Here is a 21,765-nt window from a genome sequence, read left to right as displayed (position 1 = left end):
AGATGTGTATGAGAGACAGGCCCAGGTGGAGCCCCCCTCTCCCGCCGCCGCTTCCCAACTGGTCCGACTGTCGGACCAGTTCGTGCGGTTCGCCGCCGCCGGGGAGGCCCCTGTGGGTTCTCACCTTCTCAATCCCGGGGACGGGGTTCAGGCCCGAGGGCTCAGGGGCGGGTCTCCACGCCCGCCGCGTCTGGGGCGGTCCCTCCGACAGGCGCGCGCCGTGCGCCGCTGAAGTACCCGTACTTCGCCATCAGCGGCCACGCGAGCGCCACGGTGAGCGCCTTCGCTCCGGAGGCCAGTTCCCCCTTCCACGCGTCGTCCTCGCCGCGCAGGAGCGTGGGGCCGCTGCGGAAGCGGTCCGGGTTGCCGGTGACGGTGTGGTTCTTGCCCAGCACCACCGTGCGGCCCTTCACCGGGTTCTGCGCGCGCGGCACGCCCACCAGGTCCAGCACCGTATCCACGGCGCGCTCCGGCGCGGCGATGAAGTCCTCGTAGCGCAGGAAGAGTGACTGGCCGGGGAACCTGCGCGTCACCTCCTCCGACGCGGCGTTGAAGCCCAACCAGTACGCCGTGCTGCGCGCGGCGGACATGGGGACGACGTACTGCTTCGTCTTCGTCCACGAGTGCGTCACCGCGCGAGGGTCGCGCACCAGGTGCAGGTACAGCGGCCGGATGCCCTCCACGCGCGGCAGCAGCGCCGCCTCGGAGGGGAACTTCCCGCTGTCCACCAGCACCGTGCTCCCCGTGGCACGCGCGATGGTGCGGTACGTGCGCGCGAGGAAGTCCGCGTGCGCCTGGAGCGCCTGCGAATCCCCCGCCTCGTCCAGCACGCGCAGCGTGTGCCGCGTGCGCACGGCGGCCTGCTGCCGCTTCACCACCGCTTCGGCGTGCGCTCGGGGCGTGAGGCCCGCCGGCACGTCCGAGGTCAGCACCGTGTTCCAGATGCCGCACTCCAGCAGCTGCTGGCCGCAGCCGCACAGCGTGTTGGAGCCGTTCCCGTACGCGTTCTTCCACAGGAAGCTCAGCTCCCCCACGTGGAAGAACCCCGGCACCTCGTTGAGCACGTTGCCCAGGATGGTGCTGCCGCTGCGGCACCAGCCGGTGATGTAGAGGACCGTGAGCTGCGCGCCCTCGCCCTTCGCGCTCGCGGGGGCCATCAGGTCAGCGACGCCACGAAGAAGTGGGTGGGCAGGTGCACCGCGAGCGTCGTGTAGACCTCGCCGTAGGCCGCCAGCCCCTCGCGCGGGAAGATGCCCGGCGGCGGCTCCGCGAACCGGATGACCGAACGCTGGCTGTCATACAGCGTCGCCGCGGCGGTGAAGTCCCCCACGATGATGGTGCCCGGGTTCACCATGCGCGTGCGGCACAGGCGGATGCCCATGGCCGCCAGGTCCGACAGGAGCGACTGCTGGCCCACCAGGTGCTCGTAGAAGTCCAACGAGTTGATGACGATGCCGTCCGCGGACCCGCCCATCTGCTCCACCTGCGCGCAGGCGTTGAGCAGCGAGGCCACCGCGTTCTTCTTCGCCGGCAGCCGCACGATGCCCGGCGTGTGCAAGAGGCCCCGCACGCCGTCCCCGCCCTTGCCGATGCACAGCGCCTGGTTCTCCGCCGTGTTCAGCCGCACCAGCAGGCGGAAGTCGATGAACTGCGCCAGCGATTGCGAATCCTCCAGCAGGTTGCGCGGCACCTGGATCCACGCGCGCGTGGGCTTGAGCGCCTGCGTGTCCTGGTGGAACTCGAAGCCGGCTTCCGGCCGCAGTTCCAGGTCCTGCACCGGCCCGGTGGGCTTCGCCTGCGGATGCGTTTCGTACCAGAACGGCACCGGGTCGCGCTCCGCCTTGGCCGTCTTGAACATGCCGCGCACCGCGATGCGCGGGCGGCGCTTGAAGCCGGGGAACGCGTCCACGATGGACGTGTCGTAGTCCACGTGCGCCTGCGTGCCGTGCTTCTGGACCGCGGCCGCGAACGCCGCGCCGGGGGACAGCGACGCGTCCGCCTTCGATGACTTCGTGCTCAGGATGCTCATGGGGTGAGGCTCCTTGGAGTCAATGCTGTCTAGAGCGGATGCAGGCCCCGGAAGCCCAGGCCTTCGGTCTCCGGACGGCCCAGCATCAGGTTCAGCGCATGCACCGCCGTGCCGGCGGCGCCCTTCACCAGGTTGTCGATGGCGGCGTTCACCACGATGCGGCCCCGCTCCGCGTCCACGTCCACCGCCAGGTCGCAGTGGTTCGTGCCCAGCAGCGGCCCCGGCTCCGGGAACGGCGACAGGGACGCGCTGGGGCGCAACAGCCGCACGAAGGGCTTCTCGCGGTAGCGCGTGGCGATGGCGCGCACCACTTCCGCCTCCTCCACCGGCCGCGCCGCGAAGGCGTGCACCGTCGCCAGGATGCCGCGCACGCCCGGCACCGCCGTGGCGCTGAAGTGGATGGTGGGCTTCTGGCCGGTGACGTGTTCCGCCACGCCCTCCAGCTCTCCCGTGTGCCGGTGGCCCACCGGCTTGTAGCAGCGCAGCGCGTTCGCGCGCTCCGGGTGGTGCGAGGAGCGGTCCGGCGTCGAGCCCCCTCCGGACGACCCCGTCTTCGCGTCCACCACCAGCACGTCCGGGCGCGCGAGCCCCGAGTGCAGGAGTGGCAGCAGCGCCAGCAGCCCCGCGTGCGCCATGCAGCCGGGGATGGCGACGTGGCGCGCGTTCGTCAGCGCCTCGCCCATCCACTCCGGCAGGCCGTAGACGAACGCGGGCACGTCGTCCGGGCGCGGGTGCTTGCCGTACCAGCGCGCGTGCCCCGCGGCGTCCAGGCGGAAGTCCGCGCTCAGGTCCACCACCCGCTCCGCCAGCCGGCTCACCTTCTGCCAGCGCTGGAGCAATTCTCCCTGCGGCAGGCAGCTCACCAGCACGTCGCAGGACTCCAGCGCGTCATGCGGCGTGTAGCGCAGCGTCCCCACCCCGCGCAGGTGCGGGTGCGGAAAGTCCAGGCGCTTGCCGGCGAACTGGCCGGAGGTGGCCTGCACCACCTCCACGGCCGGGTGCGCGAGCAGCAGGCGCAGCACCTCTCCGCCGGTGTAGCCCGCGGCTCCCAGCACCGCCACGCGAACGCTCATCGCCGGGCTCCGGCTCCGGAGGCGACGTACTCCGCGATGAGGTCCGGCAAGGGGACGCCCGTCTCGTCGATGCTGCGCGCGAACTCCACGCAGTGGTTGATTTCGTTGACGTAGATGTCCCCGCCGCGCGTCTCCAGCAGGTCCACCGCCACCATGTCCCCGCCCACCGCCTCCGCCGCGGCCTCCGCCAGCCTCGCGTGCACGACCGGCACCTCGTAGCGCTCCGGCACGGCGCCGCGCGCGGTGTTGGTGATCCAGTGCTCGGAGCGCCGCCTGAGGCCGCCCACCGCGCGACCGATGACGTAGACGCGCAGGTCGTAGCCCGGCTTGTCCACGTACTCCTGCACCAGCGCCACGTGGTCCTGCGCGCCGCCGGTGCCGAAGCGCGTGGACAGCACGCCCTCGGCCGCGGTGCGCGAGTCCAGCCGGGCCACCATCCGGCCCCAGCTTCCCAGCACGGGCTTGGTCACCACCGGGTAGCCCTTCGCATCAATCGCATCCAGGCACGCGTCCTCGTCGAAGGCCACGAACGCCCACGGCATGGGCACGCCCTTCGCGGCCAGGGCCGCGCTGGTGAGCGCCTTGTCCCCGCACAGGGAGATGGTCCGCGCGCTGTTGAGCACGCGCAGCCCCTTCATCTCCAGGAACGTGGCCAGGTAGCGCGCACGCGTGAAGGACATGCTGCGCATCAGCACGGTGTCGGCCTCGGTGACGCGCTGTCGGTCCATCGACAGCACCATCCCGGAGTCCTGCACCAGGTTGACGGCGCAGTCGCGCCTGCGCAGGGCCTCGAGGAGGAGCTTCTCCTCGGTGCGCACGCGCGTATAGACGAGGTCGACCTTGCGCATGGCGCGGGGCTACTCCCCCCAGTCTTCCTCGACCTCGGGTGCTTCCTCGAGCCGAAGGGGGTTCACGCCCACCACCTCCAGTTCGGCGGAACAGCCGTCACAGGAGAGCACCTCGCCCACCAGCCGGTTGCCACCGGGCACCGGCTGCGCGCACAGAGGGCACTGGTTCGGCGTCACGGACTCCGTCATCGGATTCTGGACCTGCATGTCAGTCCCTCCTCGGTTCGAATCCCACGGCAAACACCGGGGTTCTTGGGAGCACTCCCAGGATGCGCTCGGCCACCTGCCCGCCCTCCAACCCATGGCCCTTGAGCAAGGCCTCGTGCGAACCGGCGCGCGAGTCGTACCGGTCCTGGATGCCCACGCGCAGCACACGCCGCCCCAGGTCCAGCGAGCACACCGTCTCGCACACCGCGCTGCCCAGACCGCCGAGCACGTTGTGCTCCTCCACGGTCACGAGCAGCCGCGTGCGCGACGCCGTCTCGCGCACCGCTTCTTCATCCAGCGGCTTGAGCGTGTGCACGTTGAGCACGCGCGCGGAGACGCCCTGCGCCTCCAGCAGCTTCGCGGCGTCCAGCGCCACGGACACGCCCACCTCGCCGTGCGCCAGCAGCCCCACGTCGTCGCCCTCGCGCAGCAGCGCGGCCCGGCCCAGCTCGAACGGCGGGCGCTGGAGGTCCAGGCGGGTGACGCGGTTGCGGCCCAGCCGCAGGTACACCGGCCCCTCGTGCGCGAGCATCGCGCGCGTGGCCTGCACCGTCTCCAGGCCGTCCGCGGGCGACACCACCGTGAGGTTGGGCATCGCGCGCAGCACGGCCAGGTCTTCAATCGCGTGGTGCGTGGGGCCGAAGAAGGCGCCCGCCACGCCGCCGTAGTCGCACACCAGCTTCACGTTGGCGCGCGCGTAGGCCAGGTTCAGCCGCACCTGCTCGCACGCGCGCATCACGCCGAACGCCGCGAAGCTGTGCGCGATGACGGTGTGCCCGCCGTGCGCCAGGCCACACGCCATGTCCAGCATGGTGGCCTCGCAGATGCCCAGGTTGAAGTAGCGCTGGGGGTGGCGCTTCTCGAACGGATCCCCTCCGCCGCCCAGGTCCGCCTCCAGGAAGACGACGCGCGCGTCCTCCTCCGCGAAGCGCGCCGCCGCGTGCCGGAACACCAATCGCGAAGACAGCTCCGGGTGCGCGGAGAGCCACGCCTCCGGCGCCTGGGCCAGGTCCACCGTCGGAGCAAGCGACGCGCTCACTGCCCGTCCTCCCCCATCGACGCGAGCGCCCGGCGCAGGTGGTCCGGGGAGAACACCGCGTAGTGCGGCCCCTTGCCCTTGAGCATCGGCACGCCGGCGCCCTTCTGCGTCCGCGCGACGATGGCGCGCGGACGGCCGCCCACGACGGGCGCCTCCAGCGCGGCGCACAGGGCGGGCAGGTCGTGCCCGTCCACCTCCAGCGACTGGAAGCCGAACGCATCCAGCCGCTGAACCAGCGCCTCCTGAGACAGGATGGACTCGGTGGGCCCGTCGTTCTGCCCGCCGTTGCGGTCGATGATCAGCGTCAGGCCCGTGAGCTTGCGGTGCGACGCCACCTGGAGCGCTTCCCAGTTGGAGCCCTCGCCCATCTCCCCGTCGCCGCAGACGACGAAGGTGCGGTTGGGCTCCCCGCGCAGCGCGTGGCCCAGCGTCAGCCCCACGCCCAGGCCCAGTCCGTGGCCCAGGCTGCCAGTGGCGAACTCCACGCCCGGCACCGCCGCGTTCACGTGTCCGGTGAAGATGCTGCCGTCCGCGTTGTACTCGCGCACCAGCGTCTCCACGTCCACGAAGCCGAACTCCGCCAGCGCCGCGTAGAGCCCCGCCGCCGCGTGCCCCTTGGACAGGATGAGGTGGTCGCGCTCCGGTGCCTTCGGCGCGCGCGGATCCACGCGCATCACCCGGCCCAGCAGCGCTACCAGTATCTCCACCATCGACAGCGAGCCGCCCAGGTGACAGCCCGACGGCGTCGCCGCCAGCCGCACGATGGTCTGACGGATGCGCTTCGCCCGCCGGGGCAAGAGCGCCAGCCCCGCATCCGACGCGGCGCCCGAGGGCCCGTCACTGGTGCGGGCAGGCGTCACCGGGCCGCTGGAGGCCGTGGGTTCATCTGGCGTCCGCGCGTCGCGCGACAGCCCGGGGGTCGTTGGATTCGCCGAGAAAGTCATGCCCGTAGCGTCGCTGTTACAGCCCCGGAATCCGGCTGTTGTGAGACACCCTAGGAAATCGCATCATGCGCCGTCAACGCGGATTTTCTTAAGATATAGACGCACGAGAAAAAACCGTCTTGCCCGGTAATCTCGCGGTGTTACACGCGCGGTACGCCCGGCATTCCCTGGCCTCGCGTCACTTGGAGGAGACCTTCAGATGGGGCAGCGTTTCCATAACGCAGCGGCATTGGAGAAGGGTGCGGAGTACCGCCGGAAGGGTTGGTGGCGTGACACCACGGTGGTTGACGATCTGCGTCGCTGCGTCCAGGCGCATCCGGACAAGACCGCGATCATTGCCGCACGGTATTTTTCCAAGGACATCACGCGCCTGACGTACGCGGAGCTGGCGCGATACATGGATCGGTTCGCGCTGGGCCTGCGCGAGCTGGGCGTGGGGCGCGAGGACATCGTCGCGGTGCAGCTGCCCAACGGGTGGCACTTCACGGCGCTGGCGCTGGCGTGCGCGCGGCTGGGGGCGGTCATCGCGCCCATTCCGCCGGACTACCGGCGGCGCGAGGTGGAGTTCATCCTGGGGCGCACGGAGGCGTCCGTGTACGTGGGGCCCACGTCGTGGACGGGGCACTCCCACCGGGACATGGCGCGCGACATCGCGGCGGTGCTGCCGTCGCTGCGCCACCGGGTGTTGCTCGGCAGCAACGCCGACCTCCAGGCAGGCGAGCGGGACTTCGAGCGCCACTTCATCGAGCGTGAGTGGGAGAAGGAGGCGTCGCTTGCGGACGTGGCCCCGGCGGCCGCGGACGACGTCTGCAACATCCTCTACACGTCCGGCACCACGGGTGAACCGAAGGGCGTGGTGCATTCACACAACACGAACTACGGCATCACGCGCGCGCTCTGCGACACGCTGGGCATCGACGGCACGGACGTGGTGGCGCTGCCGTCGCTGCTGACGGCGTCCACGGGGTTCACGTACTCGTACCTCATGCCCATGCTGCTGGGCGCCACGGCCATCTACATGGACGTGGGAGATCCGGAGCTGACGCTCAAGCTCTTCGAGGAGCACGGCGTCACGTTCACGTACGGCATCCCCACGTACCTGATGAACCTCATCGCGTTGCAGAAGAAGCGCCAGCGCAACACGTCCTCGCTCCGGCAGCTGGCCACGGGCTCCATCCCGGTGCCGCCGCACCTCATCGCGGCGGTGCGCGAGGTGTTCGGCGTGCGGCTGCACACGCTGTGGGGCATGACGGAGAACGGCGCGGTCACCATCACGCGCCATGAAGACCCGCCGGACTGGCCCAGCCAGAGCGACGGGCGGGCGGTGGCGTGGATGGAGACCAGGATTGTCCCCGCGCTCGCGGAGGACGGCACGCCGTATCCGGACGGGACGGGGCGGCTCCTGGTGCGGGGCGCCAGCCAGTGCCTCACCTACTTCAAGCGCGACGACGTGTACTCGGCGGCGGTGGACGCGGAGGGCTGGTTCGACACGGGCGACCTGGCGCGCGACGACGGGCGCGGCGGCATCCGCATCGTGGGCCGGCTGAAGGACGTCATCTTCCGGTACGGGTACAAGATCCCCGTGGTGGAGGTGGAGTCCGCGCTGTACTCGCACCCGAAGGTGAAGGAGGTCGCCGTCGTCGCGCACTCGGACGACAAGATTGGCGGCGAGCGGGTGTGCGCCGTCGTCGTCGTGCGCGAGGGAGAAGCCCCGCCGACGCTCAACGAGCTGCGCGACCACCTCAAGCAGCAGGGCATGTCCAACCAGTACTGGCCGGACCGCCTGGACCTCATCGACGAGATGCCCAAGACGGCCACCGGCAAGGTGCGCAAGTACCTGCTGCGCGAGCGGATGAAGCCCGCGTGAGCGGACGGAAGGAACGGCCTTGAGTCAGAGCCCCGAAGAAGGCTCCACCTCCGACACGGAAGCGAAGCTCGCGGCGTGGTGGAAGGAACTGCTGGGCGTGGAGGTCGTGCGCCCGGAGGACCACTTCCTGGAGATTGGCGGCAACTCCCTGATGGCCACGGTCCTGTCCAATCGCATCGAGAGCGAGCTGGGCGTGGAGGTGTCCATGGTGGAGCTGTTCAACACGCTCCGGGCCGTGGCCACGCTGTGCGACGAGCTGCGCCAGGAGCAGACCGCTTGAGCCGCGCCGCCCCTCGAGGGCGGCCCCCTTCCTCTTTCCTTCGAGCGCGACATGACGACCGAGCACCCCGGCTCCCCTTCCGCCCCCGCGCCGAAGTCCCCGGCGAGGTCCCGTCGGCGCGCGCCCCCCGTGGTGCCCGTCCCCCGCGACGCGGCGCTGCCGCTCTCCTTCGGGCAGCGGCGAATGTGGTTCATCGAGCAGCTCACGCCCGGGGGCATCTCCTACAACGTCCCGTACTTCGCGCGGCTCACCGGAGCGCTGGACGTCCCCGCGCTGGAGCGGGCCCTGGCCGTGCTGGTGGAGCGGCACGAAGCGCTGCGCACCACCTTCGCCGTCGTGGATGGCCAGCCGGTGCAGCGCATCGCGCCGTCGCTGTCCCTGCCACTGAACGTGGAGTCGCTGGAGGCGCTGCCCGCGGCTGAACGGGAGCAGGCCCTGCGGCAGGCGGCGGAGGCGGAGGCGCGCGTGCCCTTCGACCTGGGCGCGGGGCCGCTGGTGCGCGTGCGGCTCCTGCGGCTGGGGGAAGCGGAGCACGTGCTGCTCCTGATGCTGCACCACATCAGCTGCGACGGCTGGTCGCTCACGGTGATGGAGCGGGAGCTGCAAGCGCTCTACGCGGCCTTCCGCGCCGGCACGACGCCCACGCTGCCCGCGCTGCCCGTGCAGTACGCCGACCACGCGGTGTGGCAGCGGCAGTGGCTCCAGGGCGAGCACCTGACGCAGCAACTGGAGTGGTGGCGGGGACAGCTTTCAGGAGCGCCCCCCGCGCTGGAGCTGCCCACGGACCGGCCCCGGCCCGCCGCGCAGTCCACGCGGGGCGCGGTGCACCGCCACGCGCTTCCGCCAGAGCTGGGGAAGGCGCTGGAGGCGCTGTGCCGCAAGCAGGGCGTGACGCTGTTCATGGCGCTGCTGGGCGGCATGCACCTGCTGCTCGCGCGACTCAGCGGCCAGGACGACATCGTCATCGGGTCGCCCATCTCCGGCCGCACGCGCCAGGAGGTGGAGCCCCTCATCGGCTTCTTCATCAACACGCTGCCCCTGCGCGTGCAGGGTGAAGGCTCGCTCGGTTTCGGGGAGCTGCTGCGTCGCGTGCGCAAGACGTGCCTGGATGCGTACGCGCACCAGGAGGTGCCCTTCGAGCAGATGGTGGACGCGCTCCAGCCCGAGCGCGACCTGAGCCGCCCGCCGCTGTTCCAGGTGTTCTTCACGCTCCAGCACTCGGCCGTGCCCGCGCTGGAGCTGGAGGGCCTGAAGACCTCCGAGCTGGACTTCGAGCCGGGCGTGTCGCGCATGGACCTCACCGTCTTCCTGCGCGAGACGCCGGAAGGGCTCGTGGGGCTCTGGGAGTACAGCACCGACCTCTTCGACGCGGCCACGGTGGCGCGCTTCGCGGAGCACTACACGCACCTGCTGGAGGCCGCGGTCGCGGAGCCGGAGCGCCCCGTGGCCACGCTGCCGCTGATCAGCGAGACGGAGCGTCGGCGCCTGCTCGACCTGGGCACGGGAGCCGCCGTCCCCTACCCGCGCGATGCGTCCCTGCCCACCCTCTTCGCGGAGCAGGCCGCGCGCACGCCCGGCGCGGTCGCCCTGGAGGCCGGAGGTCAGCGGCTCACGTACGCGGAGGTGGAGGCACGCGCCAACCAGCTCGCGCACGCGCTGCGCGGCCAGGGCGTGCGCCTGGGGACGCCGGTGGGCCTGTGCGCCAGCCGGTCGCTGGAGATGGTCGTGGCGACGCTCGCCATCCTCAAGGCAGGGGGCGCATACGTCCCGCTGGATCCGGCCTATCCCTCCGAACGCCTGGAGTTCATGGCGCGCGACGCCCGCATCTCCGTGCTCCTGGTGGAGCCAGGACGCGAGTCCGCGCTGGAGGGGCTGGCCGCGCGGGTCGTGGTGCTCGACCCGTCGTGGCGGACCTTCGCGGGCCACCCGGAGCTCGCGCCCGACGTGCGCATCCCCGCCGATGCGCTCGCGTACGTCATGTACACGTCCGGGAGCACCGGGCAGCCCAAGGGCGTGGGCATTCCGCACCGGGCCGTGACGCGGCTGGTGAAGGGCACATCCTTCATCCGGTTCAGCGCCGAGGACGTCGTCCTCCAGCTGGCCACCACGTCGTTCGACGCCGCGACGCTGGAGCTGTGGGGGGCACTGCTCCACGGCTCGAAGCTGTTCCTCCATCCGCCGGTGACTCCATCAACGGAGGAGCTGGAAGCGACGCTGGAGCGTGAGCGCATCAGCGTGCTGTTCCTCACCACCGCGTTCTTCGAGCAGATGGCGCTGAACCGGCCCGCGGCGCTCGCGCGGGTGGAGCAGGTCCTCACCGGCGGCGACGTCCTGTCGCCCATTGCCGCGCGCAAGCTGCTGGACGCGGGCCGCGCGGTCGTCAACGGCTACGGCCCCACGGAGAACACCACCTTCTCCGCCACGTATCAGGTGAAGCGGGACCTGGACGCGCGGATGCCCGTGCCCATTGGCCGAGCCCTGGAGAACTCGCAGGCACTGGTGCTGGACGCGCGCCTGGAGCCCGTGCCGCCCGGCGTGGTGGGCGACCTGTACGTGGGAGGCGACGGCCTCGCGTGGGGCTACCTGGACCGGCCGGACCTCACCGCGGACCGCTTCGTGCCCCACCCCTTCAGCGAAGTCCCCGGCACCCGGCTCTACCGCACGGGAGACCGCGCGCGGTGGCTGCCCTCCGGCGAGCTGGCGTTCATGGGACGCGCGGACACGCAGGTGAAGCTGCGCGGCTTCCGCATCGAGCTGGGGGAGATTGAAACCGCCCTGCGCCACCTGCCCGGCGTGGAGGACGCCGTGGCGGAGGTGCGGGAGTACGCCCCCGGCGACAAGCGGCTGGTGGCCTGGGTGGCCGGCACGAACGTGGACGTGAGCGCGCTGCGTCCGCGACTGTCCGCCCGGCTACCGGCGCCGCTGGTTCCGGCCGCCTTCGTGCCACTGGACCGGCTGCCGCTGACGCCCGTGGGCAAGGTGGACCGCAAGGCGCTCATCACGCCCGTGGGTGACACGCTCGCGGAGGACGCCTACGTGGCGCCGGTCACCGCGACGGAGACGGCGGTGGCGGAGGTCTGGGCCGCGCTCCTGGGCCGCACGCGCGTGGGCACGCAGGACTCCTTCTTCGAGCTGGGTGGGCACTCGCTGCTCGCCACGCAGGTGGTCTCCCGGCTGCGCGAGACGTTCCAGGTGGACCTGTCGGTGCGGGTCCTGTTCGAGGCGCCCACCGTCACCAGCCTCGCCGCGCGCATCGATGCGCTGCGGCTGGGGAGCAGCCGGATCCAATCCCTTCCGCTGGTTCCCGGCCCCCGGGAGGGATGGCTGCCGCAGTCGTTCGCGCAGCAGCGGCTGTGGTTCATCTCGCAGCTCGACACGCTGGGCTTCTCCTACAACGTGCCCATGGTCACCCGGCTGCGGGGCGCGCTAGACGCGGACGCGCTGGAGCGGAGCCTCGCGCAGGTCCTCCGGCGTCACGACGTGCTGCGCACCACGTTCGACGAGGTGGACGGACAGCCGGTGCAGCGCATCGGGCCGGTGTGGGACTTCGCGCTGGCGAGGACGGACGTGGAGGCCGCGAAGCTCCCGGAGCGGCTGACGGCGGAAGCACGACGCCCGTTCGACCTGCGGCGCGGCCCGCTGATGCGGGGGCTGCTCCTGCGCGTCGCGGACGACGACCACGTGTTGATGCTCGTCATCCACCACATCGCCTTCGACGGGTGGTCCATCGACGTGCTCCAGCGCGAACTGAACGCGCTCTACCCCGCGCGCGGACAGGACACGCTGCCGCCCCTGCCCCTCCAGTACGTGGACTACGCACGGTGGCAGCGCGAGTCGTTCCAGGCAGACGAGCTGGAGGATCAGCTCACCTGGTGGCGTCAGGAACTGGCCGGAGCCCCGCCCGTGCTGGACCTGCCCACCGACAAGCCGCGTCCGCCCGTGCAGACCTTCCAGGGCGCGAACTTCGAGGTACTGCTGCCCCAATCCCTCCACGGCGCGCTCCAGTTCCTGGGACAGCGCGAGGGCGCCACGCTGTTCATGACGCTGCTGGCGGGCTTCCAGGCCCTGCTCGCGCGCTACAGCGGCCAGGATGACGTCGTCGTCGGCTCGCCCATCTCCGGCCGCAACCGGCGCGAGGTGGAGGGGCTCATCGGCTTCTTCGTCAACACGCTCGCCCTGCGCGCGGACGTCACCGGTTCGCGCTCCTTCCGTCAGCTGCTGCGCAGCGTGCGTGAGCGCTGCCTGGGCGCTTTCGCCCATCAGGACCTCCCGTTCGAACAGCTCGTGGACGCGCTCAAGCCGCCGCGAGACCTGAGCCGGACGCCGCTGGTGCAGACGATGTTCGTCCTCCAGCGGGCGGCGACGCCGCTGTCCCTACCGGGCCTGGCGGTGGAGGACCTCCCGTTCCAGTCGGGCGTCTCCCGCTTCGACCTCATGCTGTTCATGCGGCAGACGCCGCACGGGCTCGTCGCCTACTGGGAGTACAACACCGCCCTCTTCGAGGAGGCGACCCTCGCCCGGATGGCCGGGCACTACGTGCGCTTGCTCGAAGGCGTCACCTCGAACCCCGAGCAACCGCTGGCGGACCTGCCCCTGCTGTCGCGGGAGGAACGTGAGCAGGTCCTGGTCGCATGGAACAGCCGGGAGGAACGGCTCCCCGCACCCGGGTTGATCCACGTCTGGGTGGAGGCACAGGTCGCGCGGACACCGGAGGCGGTCGCGGTCACGAATGGGACGGAGTCCCTGACGTACGCCCAGCTGGATGCGCGTGCGAATCAGCTCGCGCACCACCTCATCGCCCAGGGCGTCACGCCAGGAAGCTCCGTGGGGCTATGCCTGGAGCGCTCCAGCCTGGACATGCCCGTCGCCGTCCTCGCCACCCTCAAGGCGGGCGCGGCCTATGTCCCGCTGGATCCGCACTATCCGGCGGAGCGCCTGGCCCTGATGGTGGAGGACACCCGCGCTCCGGTCGTCCTCGCGCATGAGGGCTTCGTGCGGGCCCTGCCGTCGGACACCTCCGCGCGCATCGTGACGATGGAGACGGAAGCCGCTTCGGTGGCCTCGCGCCCCACGTCGTCTCCCGGCGTGAAGCTGTCACCCGAAGCGGTCTGCTACGTCATCTTCACCTCCGGCAGCACCGGCCGGCCCAAGGGCATCGCCATGTCCCACCGGGGCATCGGCAACATGCTCGCGTGGCAGACCCGGCGCGCGGTCCGCGCCGAAGCGACGACACTCCAGTTCGCGTCACTCAACTTCGACGTCTCCTTCCAGGAGATCTTCGGGACGTGGTGCCTTGGCGGGCGGCTGCTGCTCAGCTCCGCGGACCTGCGACGTGATCCGCAAGCGCTGCTGCGCTACCTCACGCAGCACCGCGTGGAGCGCCTCTTCCTCCCCTTCGTCGCGCTCCAGTCGCTGAGCGAAGCAGCGCGCACCGCGACGGAGCTGCCCCCGCTCAACGAGGTCATCACCGCGGGCGAGCAACTCCAGGTGCCCCCCGCCCTCGTCTCCTTCTTCAAGCGGCTGCCGGACTGCATCCTCGAAAACCAGTACGGCCCCTCCGAAACCCATGCGGTCTCCGCCTGGCGCGCGTCGGGGCCTCCGAGCACCTGGCCCGCCCTGCCTCCGGTGGGAACGCCGCTGCCCGCGGTCCAGGCCTATGTGCTGGATCCGCGCCGCGAGCCCTGCCCTGTCGGCGTCCCGGGAGAGGTGTACGTGGGCGGTGAAGGGCTCGCGCACGGCTACCACGGCCGGCCAGAGCTCACCGCGGAGCGCTTCGTGCCCTCCCCCTTCAGCGCCACCCCGGGCGCGCGCCTCTACCGCACGGGCGACAAGGCCCGCTGGCTCGCGGACGGCCAGCTGGAGTTCCTGGGCCGCCTGGACGGACAGGTGAAGCTGCGCGGCTTCCGCATCGAGCTGGGCGAAGTGGAGTCCGCCCTGCGCGCCCTGCCCGACGTGCGGGACGTGGTCGCCGTGGTGCGCGAGGACACACCGGGCTTCAAGCGGCTGGTGGCCTACGTGGTGCAGCCGGAAGCGACCTTCTCACCGGAGGCCCTGAGACAGGCCCTGGCGCGACGGCTGCCGGAGTACATGGTGCCGTCGGCCCTGGTGCGCATGGATGCGCTGCCGCTGAGCCCCAGCGGCAAGGTGAACCGCAACGGTCTGCCCGTTCCCACGGAAGAGGCCGCCTCCGAAGGCGGGTTCCAGGCCCCCATGTCCGCGGTGGAGAAGGTGATCGCCGACATCTGGGCGTCCCTGCTCGTGGTGCCGCGCGTGGGGTTGCAGGACCACTTCTTCGAGCTGGGTGGGCACTCGTTGCTCGCCACGCAGGTGGTCTCCCGGCTGCGGGAGGCCTTCCAGGTGGACCTGTCCCTGCGCGTCGTCTTCGAGGCGCCCACCGTCGCGCAGCTCGCCGCGCGGTTGGAGGAACAGCTGCACGGCGCGAACCGGCGGCCCGTCCCGCCACTGGTGCCCCAGCTTCACGGCGAGCTCGTGCCCCAGTCGTTCTCCCAGCAGCGGCTGTGGTTCGTCTCGCAGCTCGACACCAGCGCGCACGCCTACAACCTGCCCCTGGTCACCCGGCTCCGGGGACGGCTGGACACGCGCGCACTGGAAGACGCGCTCAACGCCCTCATCCGGCGTCACGAGGTCCTGCGCACCACGTTCGACGAAGTGGACGGCCAGCCGGTGCAACGCATTGGCCCTGCCTGGACGCTCACGCTGAAGCAGGCGGACGTGGATCCATCCGTTCCACTCCAGCGGCAGGTGGAGGCCGAAGCGCACGTGCCGTTCGACCTGCGGCGCGGCCCCCTGTTCCGGGCCACGCTGCTCCGGCTGGCGGAGGAGGAGCAGGTCCTCGTCCTCAACTTCCATCACAGCGTCTTCGACGGGTGGTCCATCGCCGTGCTCCAGCGGGAGCTGGATGCGCTCTACGTCGCCCGGCTCCAGGGCACCGAGGCCGCGCTCCCGCCCATGTCCATCCAGTACGCGGACCATGCGCTGTGGCAGCGCGCCTGGTTGCAGGGCGACGTGCTGGAGGAACAGGTGGCGTGGTGGCGCGAGCAGCTCGCGGGGGCACCGCCCGTGCTGGACCTGCCCACCGACAAGCCGCGTCCGCCCGTGCAGACCTTCCAGGGCGCCTACATCGAGGTCCCGCTGCCGCCCGCGCTGTCCAGCGCCCTCATCGCCATGGGCCAGCGTGAAGGCACCACGCTGTTCATGACGCTGCTGGCGGGCTTCCACGCCCTGCTCGCGCGCTACAGCGGCCAGGACGACATCGTCGTCGGCTCGCCCATCTCCGGCCGCAACCGGCGCGAGGTGGAGGGGCTCATCGGCTTCTTCGTCAACACGCTCGCCCTGCGCGCGGACGTCACCGGTTCGCGCTCGTTCCGTCACCTTCTGCGCAGCGTGCGCGAGGGCTGCCTGGGCGCCTTCGCCCACCAGGACCTCCCGTTCGAACAGCTCGTGGACGCGCTCAAGCCGCCGCGCGACCTGAGCCGTGCGCCGCTGGTCCAGTCCCTCTTCGTCCTACAACAAGCGGCCGTCCCCCTGTCGTTGCCCGGGCTGCACGCGGAGGACGTTCCGTTCCAGACGGGCGTGTCGCGCTTCGACCTCATGCTCTTCGTGCGCGAGTCGGAGCAGGGCCTGACGGCGTTCTGGGAGTACAACACCGCCCTCTTCGAGGAGGCGACCCTCGTCCGGATGGCCGGGCACTACCTGCGGCTGCTCCAGGGCGCGGTCCGCCACCCCGAGCAGCCCCTGGCGGCCCTGCCGCTCCTCTCCGAGGACGAACAGCGGCAGGTCGTCGTGACGTGGAACGCCGCGAAGGACCGTTCCTTCGAGCCCGGGCTCATGCACCGCTGGGTGGAAGCGCAGGTCGCGCGCACACCGGAGGCGGTCGCGGTCACGAATGGGACGGAGTCGCTGACCTACGCCCGGCTGGATGCGCGTGCGAATCAGCTCGCGCACCACCTCATCGCCCAGGGCGTCACGCCGGGAAGCTCCGTGGGGCTGTGCCTGGAGCGCTCCAGCCTGGACATGCCTGTCGCCGTCCTCGCTACCCTCAAGGCGGGCGCCGCCTACGTCCCGCTGGATCCGAACTACCCGGTGGAACGCCTGGCCTTGATGGTGGAGGACACCCGCGCGCCGGTGGTGCTCGCGCATGAGGGCTTCGTACGGGCCCTGCCGCCGGACACCTCCGCGCGCATCGTGACGATGGAGACGGAAGCCGCTTCGGTGGCCTCGCGTCCCACGTCGTCTCCGGACGTGAAGCTGTCGCCCGAGGCGGTCTGCTACGTCGTCTTCACCTCCGGCAGCACCGGCCGGCCCAAGGGCATCGCGATGTCCCACCGGGGCATCGGCAACATGCTCGCGTGGCAGCTCAAGCGCGCCGTGCGGGCGGAAGCCACGACCCTCCAGTTCGCATCGCTCAACTTCGACGTCTCGTTCCAGGAGATCTTCGGGACGTGGTGCCTTGGCGGGCGGCTGCTGCTCAGCTCCGCGGAGCTGCGACGTGATCCGCAAGCACTGCTGCGCTACCTCACACAGCACCGGGTGGAGCGCATCTTCCTCCCCTTTGTCGCACTCCAATCGCTCAGCGACGCGGCGCGCACCGCGACAGAGCTGCCTCCGCTCAACGAGGTCATCACCGCGGGCGAACAACTCCAGGTGACGCCCGCGCTCGTCGCCCTCTTCGAGCGGCTGCCCGGCTGCGTCCTCGAAAACCAGTACGGCCCTTCGGAGACGCACGCAGTCAGCGCCTGGCGCGCGTCGGGGCCTCCGAGCACCTGGCCCGCGCTGCCTCCCGTGGGAACACCCCTGACCAACGTCCAGGCCTACGTCCTGGATGCACGCGGGAACCCGTGCCCCATCGGCGTCCCGGGAGAGGTGTTCGTCGGAGGGGACGGGCTGGCGCACGGCTACTACGACCGGGCGGACCTCACCGCGGAGCGCTTCGTGCCCTCCCCCTTCAGCGCGACACCCGGCGCACGCCTCTACCGCACGGGAGACAAGGCCCGCTGGCTCGCGGACGGCCAGCTGGAGTTCCTGGGCCGCCTGGACGGCCAGGTGAAGCTGCGCGGGTTCCGCGTCGAACTGGGCGAAGTGGAGTCCGCCCTGCGCGCCCTGCCGGAAGTGCGGGACGTGGTCGCCATGGTCCGCGAGGACACGCCCGGCTTCAAACGGCTGGTGGCCTACGTGGTGGCGCAACCCGAAGCCACGTTCTCACCCGAAGCGCTGAGGCAGGCACTGGCGCGACGGCTGCCGGAGTACATGGTGCCGTCGGCCCTGGTGCGCATGGACGCGCTGCCGCTGAGCCCCAGCGGCAAGGTGAACCGCAACGGCCTGCCCGTCCCGACGGAAGAGGCCATCCCCGGCACGGCCTACGTGGCCCCGGTCTCCGCGGTGGAGAAGCTCATCGCGGACATCTGGGCACCGCTGCTGGGGGTGCCGCGCGTGGGCACGCATGACCACTTCTTCGAGCTGGGCGGACACTCGCTGCTCGCGACCCAGGTGGCCTCGCGGCTGCGCGAGTCCCTCCAGATGGAGCTGCCGGTGCGCGTGCTCTTCGAGGCCCCGACGCTCGGGGAGCTGGCCGCGCGCATCGAAGCCCTGCGCCAGGAGGCCCGTCCGCTCCAGGCACCGCCCCTGGTGCGCCTGGAGGCCGGAGACTTCGCGCCGCAGTCCTTCCCCCAGCAGCGGCTGTGGTTCATCGACGCGCTCACGCCGGGCGGGTTCGCCTTCAACGTCCCCGTGTTCATCCGGTGCAAGGGGCCGCTCGACGTGGCCGCGCTGGAGCGCTCCCTCGCGGCGCTCATCGAGCGACACGAAGCCCTGCGCACGGTGTTCGCGGAAGCGAACGGCCAGCCCGTGCAGCGCGTCCTGCCCTCGGTCCCCTTCGCCCTCGCCTTCGAGCGGCTGGAGGACGTACCGCCCCAGGAGCGCGACACCGTCCTGCGCCAGCGGGCCGAGGAGCGGATGCGCCACGTCTTCGACCTGCGCTCGGGCCCGCTCTTCACGGCGAACCTGCTGCGGCTGGACGCGGAGGACCACGCGCTCTTCCTGCTCATGCACCACATCATCACGGACGGCTGGTCCACGGACGTGCTGGGGCGCGAGCTGGGCCTCCTCTACGACGCCTTCACCCGGGACCAGCCACCCCACCTGCCGGCCCTGCCCATCCGTTACACGGACTACGCCCGCTGGCAGCGCGCGACGTTGCAGGGCGAAGCGCTCCAGGCGCAGCTCGCCTGGTGGAAGCGGCACCTGGACGGTGCGCCCCGCGCGCTGGAGCTGCCCACGGACCGGCCGCGTCCGCCCGTACAGGCCCAGGAGGGCAAGGCCGTCGTCGTGCGAGTCCCCGCCGCGGTGGACGCCGCCGTGCGCGAGCTGTGTCACCAGCAGGGCGTCACGTCCTTCATGGCGCTGCTCGCGGGCTTCCAGGCCCTGATGTCGCGCTACAGCGGCCAGGAGGACGTGGTGGTCGGCTCGCCCATCTCCGGCCGCAACCGGCGCGAGGTGGAGGGGCTCATCGGCTTCTTCGTCAACGCCCTGCCCCTGCGCGTGAAGGTCTCCGGCGCCGAGTCCTTCCAGGCCCTCCTGAGCCGCGTGCGCGAGACGTGCCTGGGCGCCTACGCGCACCAGGAGGTGCCCTTCGAGCAACTGGTGGACGCGCTCCAGACGCCGCGCGACCTGAGCCGCACGCCGGTGTTCCAGGCCGTGTTCGCGTTCTTCAAGGACTTCCCCGCCATCCCCCTGCGCGGGCTGGACACGGCGCCGGTGCCGTTCGATCCGGGGCTCGCGAAGCACGACCTCACCCTCTTCATGCGCGAATCCGCCACCGGGTTGCTGACGCACTGGGAATACAACACCGCCCTCTTCGACGAAGCGACGGTGGAGCGCATGGCGGGGCACTACCTGCGCCTGCTGGAGCAGGTGACGCGAAGCCCGGAGCGTCCGCTCGCGTCGCTGTCGCTGCTGACGGAGCCGGAGCGCCAGCAACTCCTCGTCGCCTGGAACGACACCGCGCTCGACGTGCCCCGGGACCTGCGGGTGCCCGCGCGCATCGCGGAGCAGGCACGGCTGCGACCAGAGGCGCTGGCGCTGGTGGGCGACGGGCAGCGGCTGACGTTCGGGGAGCTGGAGGCCCGTTCGAACCAGCTTGCGCACCTGCTGCGCGCGCAAGGCGTGGGACCGGAGACCGTCGTCGCCGTCTGCATGGACCGGACGCCCGGCTACGTGTGGGGCGCGCTGGGCATCCTCAAGGCGGGCGGGGCCTACCTGCCCATGGACCTGACGTGGCCGGAGACCTGGTGGCGGCACGTGCTCGCGGACAGCGGCGCGCGCATCGTCGTCACGCGACAGTCCTTCGCCTCCCGCTTCGAGGGATGCGGCGTGCGCGTGCTCTGCCTGGACGCGGAGCCCGCGCTGGAGGCGCAGCCCGCCACCGCCCCCGGCGTCACGCTGCACGAGGAGGCGCTGGCCTACGTCATCTACACGTCGGGCAGTACCGGCAAGCCCAAGGGCGTCGGGGTGTCGCATGGCACGCTGGCGAACCTCGTCGTGGGGCTCGGCACGGCGGCGAGGATTGCTCCGGGAGACCGGGCCACGATGCTGACGGGGCTCGCGTTCGACGCGACCGTCTTCGAGACCTGGCCGTCGCTCTCACATGGCGCCAGCCTCCACCTGCCCGAGGATGAGGTGCGTGCGGAGCCCGCGCGGCTGGTGCGGTGGCTCGCGGCGGAGGGCATCACGCTCACCACCCTGCCCACGCCCATGGCGGAGGCGGCGCTGGAGCAGCCCTGGCCCGCCGGCATGCCGCTGCGACGGGTGCACGTGGCCGGAGACGTGCTGCACCGCCGCCCGGGCCCCTCCGTCCCGGGACAGTGGCTCAACTGCTACGGCCCCACGGAGAACACCGTCATCGCGACCTCCGGCGTCGTGAAGCGCGAAGCCCCCGAGGGCCTGCTGCCGCCCATTGGAAGCCCGGAGGCCAACGTGCGCGTGTACGTGCTGGATGACACGCGACAGCCCGTGCCGGTGGGGCTGTGGGGCGAGCTGTTCCTGGGAGGCGAGCAGGTGGCTCGCGGCTACCTGGGCCAGCCCGCGCTCACGGCCGAGCGCTTCGGACCGGATCCGTTCTCCCGCGAGCCCGGCGCGCGCCTGTACCGCACGGGGGACGTGGTGCGGTGGCTGGCGGACGGCACGCTGGAGTTCCGGGGCCGCGCGGATTCGCAGGTGAAGGTGCGGGGCTTCCGCATCGAACTGGGCGAGGTGGAGGCCGCGCTGCTCGCGCAATCCCAGGTGAAGGAAGCGGTGGCGCTGGTGCGCGAGGACGTGCCGGGCCAGCGGCGGCTGGTCGCGTACCTGGTGCTTCGTGAAGGGGCCTCGTTCACCGTGGACGCGATGCGGGCCTCGCTGCGCCGGTCGCTCGCGGAGCACGCGGTGCCGTCGGCGTTCGTGGTCCTGGAGCGGCTGCCCCTCACCGCCAATGGCAAGCTGGACCGCAAGGCCCTGCCCGCGCCGGACGTGAACCGGCCCGAACTGAGCGAGGACTACCGCGTCCCCGAGGTCGGGCTGGAGCAGACGCTGGCCACGCTCTGGGCCGGAGTCCTGGGGGTGGAGCGCGTGGGCGCGAGCGACAACTTCTTCGACCTGGGAGGCAACTCGCTGCTGCTCCAGTCCGTGCACGCGAAGCTGGAGGCGCTGGTGGGCCGCAAGGTCCCGCTGGTGACGCTCTTCCAGTACCCCACGGTGCGCGCGCTCGCCGGGCACCTGTCGCCACCGAAGGACGCGCCGCCAGTGGCCGCTCCCGCGTCGGCACAGGACCTGGGCACGCAGCGAAGGGACAACCTGCGGCGCATGGCCCAGCGGCGGGGCCGCCCTGGCTCCAGCTGATCCGGTCTCTCAGGACAGCTGGAGGAAGGGGAACCAAATCCCCCGCCAGGTGACGACACCGATGTTGGGACGGATGTGATTGGCTTCGAGCGTGGTCACGTCCACGTCCTCGATGACGCGCGTGAAGGGCGGCAGCGGAGTGTCCCGGAAGAGCTGCTCCTGGAGCAGCCCCCGGGCATCCTCCAGGCTGTACGCCGTCACGCCGCAGCCGTGGTTCAGTCCCCTGGAACGCACGAAGGCGTCGTCGGGGAAGTGGATCCAGTAGCGATGGAGCAGCGGCGCCATGCGGGGCTCCTTCAGGGAAGGAAGGCCGCGAGCTTCGCGCCCAGGCCTTCGGCGTTCTCCCCCGTGAGCATGGACTGGTGGTCACCGGGGACGGACTCCACGCGGAGCACCGCGCCCGAATCCAGCCATTCGAGTTCGACATGCTTCGGCATGTGCTCGATGACGGTCGACGCGCGGAAGAACTGGAGGGTGCCGCCCTCGAAGCGGGGCATGGGGTAGTCGCGCAGGGCGTTCATGTTCGCCTCCCAGACGCGCACGTACCGCCGCTGCTCCTCTGGATCCGTGAAGGCGGGCCCCTGCAC

At 71.3% G+C, this 21,765-nt stretch carries 12 protein-coding genes; 3 read left to right on the top strand and 9 right to left on the bottom strand.

Annotated elements, in window-relative coordinates:
• Positions 1-161: 161 nt before the first annotated feature.
• From D7W79_RS18200 to D7W79_RS18170, 7 genes are read right to left on the bottom strand one after another with little or no spacing between them, the layout of a single operon-like run.
• Entirely contained in the window at positions 162-1,157 is a 996-nt protein-coding gene (locus D7W79_RS18200) for a sulfotransferase (RefSeq protein WP_120526652.1), read from the bottom strand.
• Positions 1,157-2,029, bottom strand: a complete 873-nt coding sequence (locus D7W79_RS18195; protein WP_120526651.1) for a family 3 encapsulin nanocompartment shell protein — start codon at positions 2,027-2,029, stop codon at positions 1,157-1,159. The genes D7W79_RS18200 and D7W79_RS18195 overlap by 1 nt, the downstream gene beginning before the upstream one ends.
• A gap of 29 nt (positions 2,030-2,058) precedes the next feature.
• Positions 2,059-3,102 (bottom strand): N-acetyl-gamma-glutamyl-phosphate reductase, encoded by a 1,044-nt coding sequence (argC, locus tag D7W79_RS18190; protein WP_120526650.1) that lies wholly within the window; start codon positions 3,100-3,102, stop codon positions 2,059-2,061.
• Positions 3,099-3,950, bottom strand: coding sequence for a RimK family alpha-L-glutamate ligase (locus D7W79_RS18185; RefSeq protein WP_120526649.1), 852 nt, complete (start codon positions 3,948-3,950; stop codon positions 3,099-3,101). Before D7W79_RS18185 ends, argC begins: the two co-directional genes overlap by 4 nt.
• A gap of 9 nt (positions 3,951-3,959) precedes the next feature.
• Positions 3,960-4,157, bottom strand: a complete 198-nt coding sequence (gene lysW / locus D7W79_RS18180) for a lysine biosynthesis protein LysW (RefSeq protein ID WP_120526648.1) — start codon at positions 4,155-4,157, stop codon at positions 3,960-3,962.
• 1 nt (position 4,158) lies between these two features.
• Positions 4,159-5,196, bottom strand: coding sequence for a transketolase family protein (locus tag D7W79_RS18175; RefSeq protein ID WP_158616991.1), 1,038 nt, complete (start codon positions 5,194-5,196; stop codon positions 4,159-4,161).
• A complete protein-coding gene (locus D7W79_RS18170) occupies positions 5,193-6,140 on the bottom strand; it encodes a thiamine pyrophosphate-binding protein (protein WP_120526646.1) in 948 nt (315 codons plus the stop codon). Before D7W79_RS18170 ends, D7W79_RS18175 begins: the two co-directional genes overlap by 4 nt.
• 199 nt (positions 6,141-6,339) lie before the next feature.
• Here D7W79_RS18170 and D7W79_RS18165 point away from each other — a divergent pair, with 199 nt between their 5' ends.
• The 3 genes from D7W79_RS18165 to D7W79_RS18155 are packed head-to-tail and all read left to right on the top strand — an operon-like array spanning position 6,340 to position 21,178.
• Complete coding sequence (locus D7W79_RS18165) at positions 6,340-8,007, top strand: AMP-binding protein (RefSeq protein ID WP_120526645.1); 1,668 nt, start codon at positions 6,340-6,342, stop codon at positions 8,005-8,007.
• A 19-nt stretch (positions 8,008-8,026) separates the two neighbouring features.
• On the top strand, positions 8,027-8,287 hold the full coding sequence (locus D7W79_RS18160) for a phosphopantetheine-binding protein (RefSeq protein WP_120526644.1): 261 nt from the start codon (positions 8,027-8,029) through the stop codon (positions 8,285-8,287).
• A 51-nt stretch (positions 8,288-8,338) separates the two neighbouring features.
• The gene (locus D7W79_RS18155; protein ID WP_120526643.1) at positions 8,339-21,178 is read left to right on the top strand and encodes a non-ribosomal peptide synthase/polyketide synthase; all 12,840 of its coding nucleotides are present in this window, start codon (positions 8,339-8,341) and stop codon (positions 21,176-21,178) included.
• 9 nt (positions 21,179-21,187) lie between these two features.
• On the opposite strand, the gene D7W79_RS18150 is transcribed toward D7W79_RS18155, so the two are convergent.
• Together D7W79_RS18150 and D7W79_RS18145 are read right to left on the bottom strand one after the other, a co-directional pair.
• Complete coding sequence (locus D7W79_RS18150; RefSeq protein ID WP_120526642.1) at positions 21,188-21,463, bottom strand: hypothetical protein; 276 nt, start codon at positions 21,461-21,463, stop codon at positions 21,188-21,190.
• An 11-nt stretch (positions 21,464-21,474) separates the two neighbouring features.
• Positions 21,475-21,765: hypothetical protein (locus tag D7W79_RS18145; RefSeq protein WP_147441959.1), on the bottom strand; the 291-nt coding region annotated here is incomplete at its 5' end.

Source organism: Corallococcus exercitus (assembly GCF_003611585.1).
Lineage (GTDB): Bacteria > Myxococcota > Myxococcia > Myxococcales > Myxococcaceae > Corallococcus > Corallococcus exercitus.
The sequence above is the reverse complement of the archived record's forward strand: the minus strand, read 5'-3'. Positions and strand labels throughout refer to the sequence as shown.

Bases quoted from the DNA above. Each gene is read 5' to 3' on its own strand.
- D7W79_RS18150 (WP_120526642.1), bottom strand. From the start codon at position 21,463: ATGGCGCCGCTGCTCCATCGCTACTGGATCCACTTCCCCGACGACGCC.
- D7W79_RS18200 (WP_120526652.1), bottom strand. From the start codon at position 1,157: ATGGCCCCCGCGAGCGCGAAGGGCGAGGGCGCGCAGCTCACGGTCCTC.
- lysW (WP_120526648.1), bottom strand. From the start codon at position 4,157: ATGCAGGTCCAGAATCCGATGACGGAGTCCGTGACGCCGAACCAGTGC.
- argC (WP_120526650.1), bottom strand. From the start codon at position 3,102: ATGAGCGTTCGCGTGGCGGTGCTGGGAGCCGCGGGCTACACCGGCGGA.
- D7W79_RS18165 (WP_120526645.1), top strand. From the start codon at position 6,340: ATGGGGCAGCGTTTCCATAACGCAGCGGCATTGGAGAAGGGTGCGGAG.
- D7W79_RS18170 (WP_120526646.1), bottom strand. From the start codon at position 6,140: ATGACTTTCTCGGCGAATCCAACGACCCCCGGGCTGTCGCGCGACGCG.
- D7W79_RS18185 (WP_120526649.1), bottom strand. From the start codon at position 3,950: ATGCGCAAGGTCGACCTCGTCTATACGCGCGTGCGCACCGAGGAGAAG.
- D7W79_RS18155 (WP_120526643.1), top strand. From the start codon at position 8,339: ATGACGACCGAGCACCCCGGCTCCCCTTCCGCCCCCGCGCCGAAGTCC.
- D7W79_RS18195 (WP_120526651.1), bottom strand. From the start codon at position 2,029: ATGAGCATCCTGAGCACGAAGTCATCGAAGGCGGACGCGTCGCTGTCC.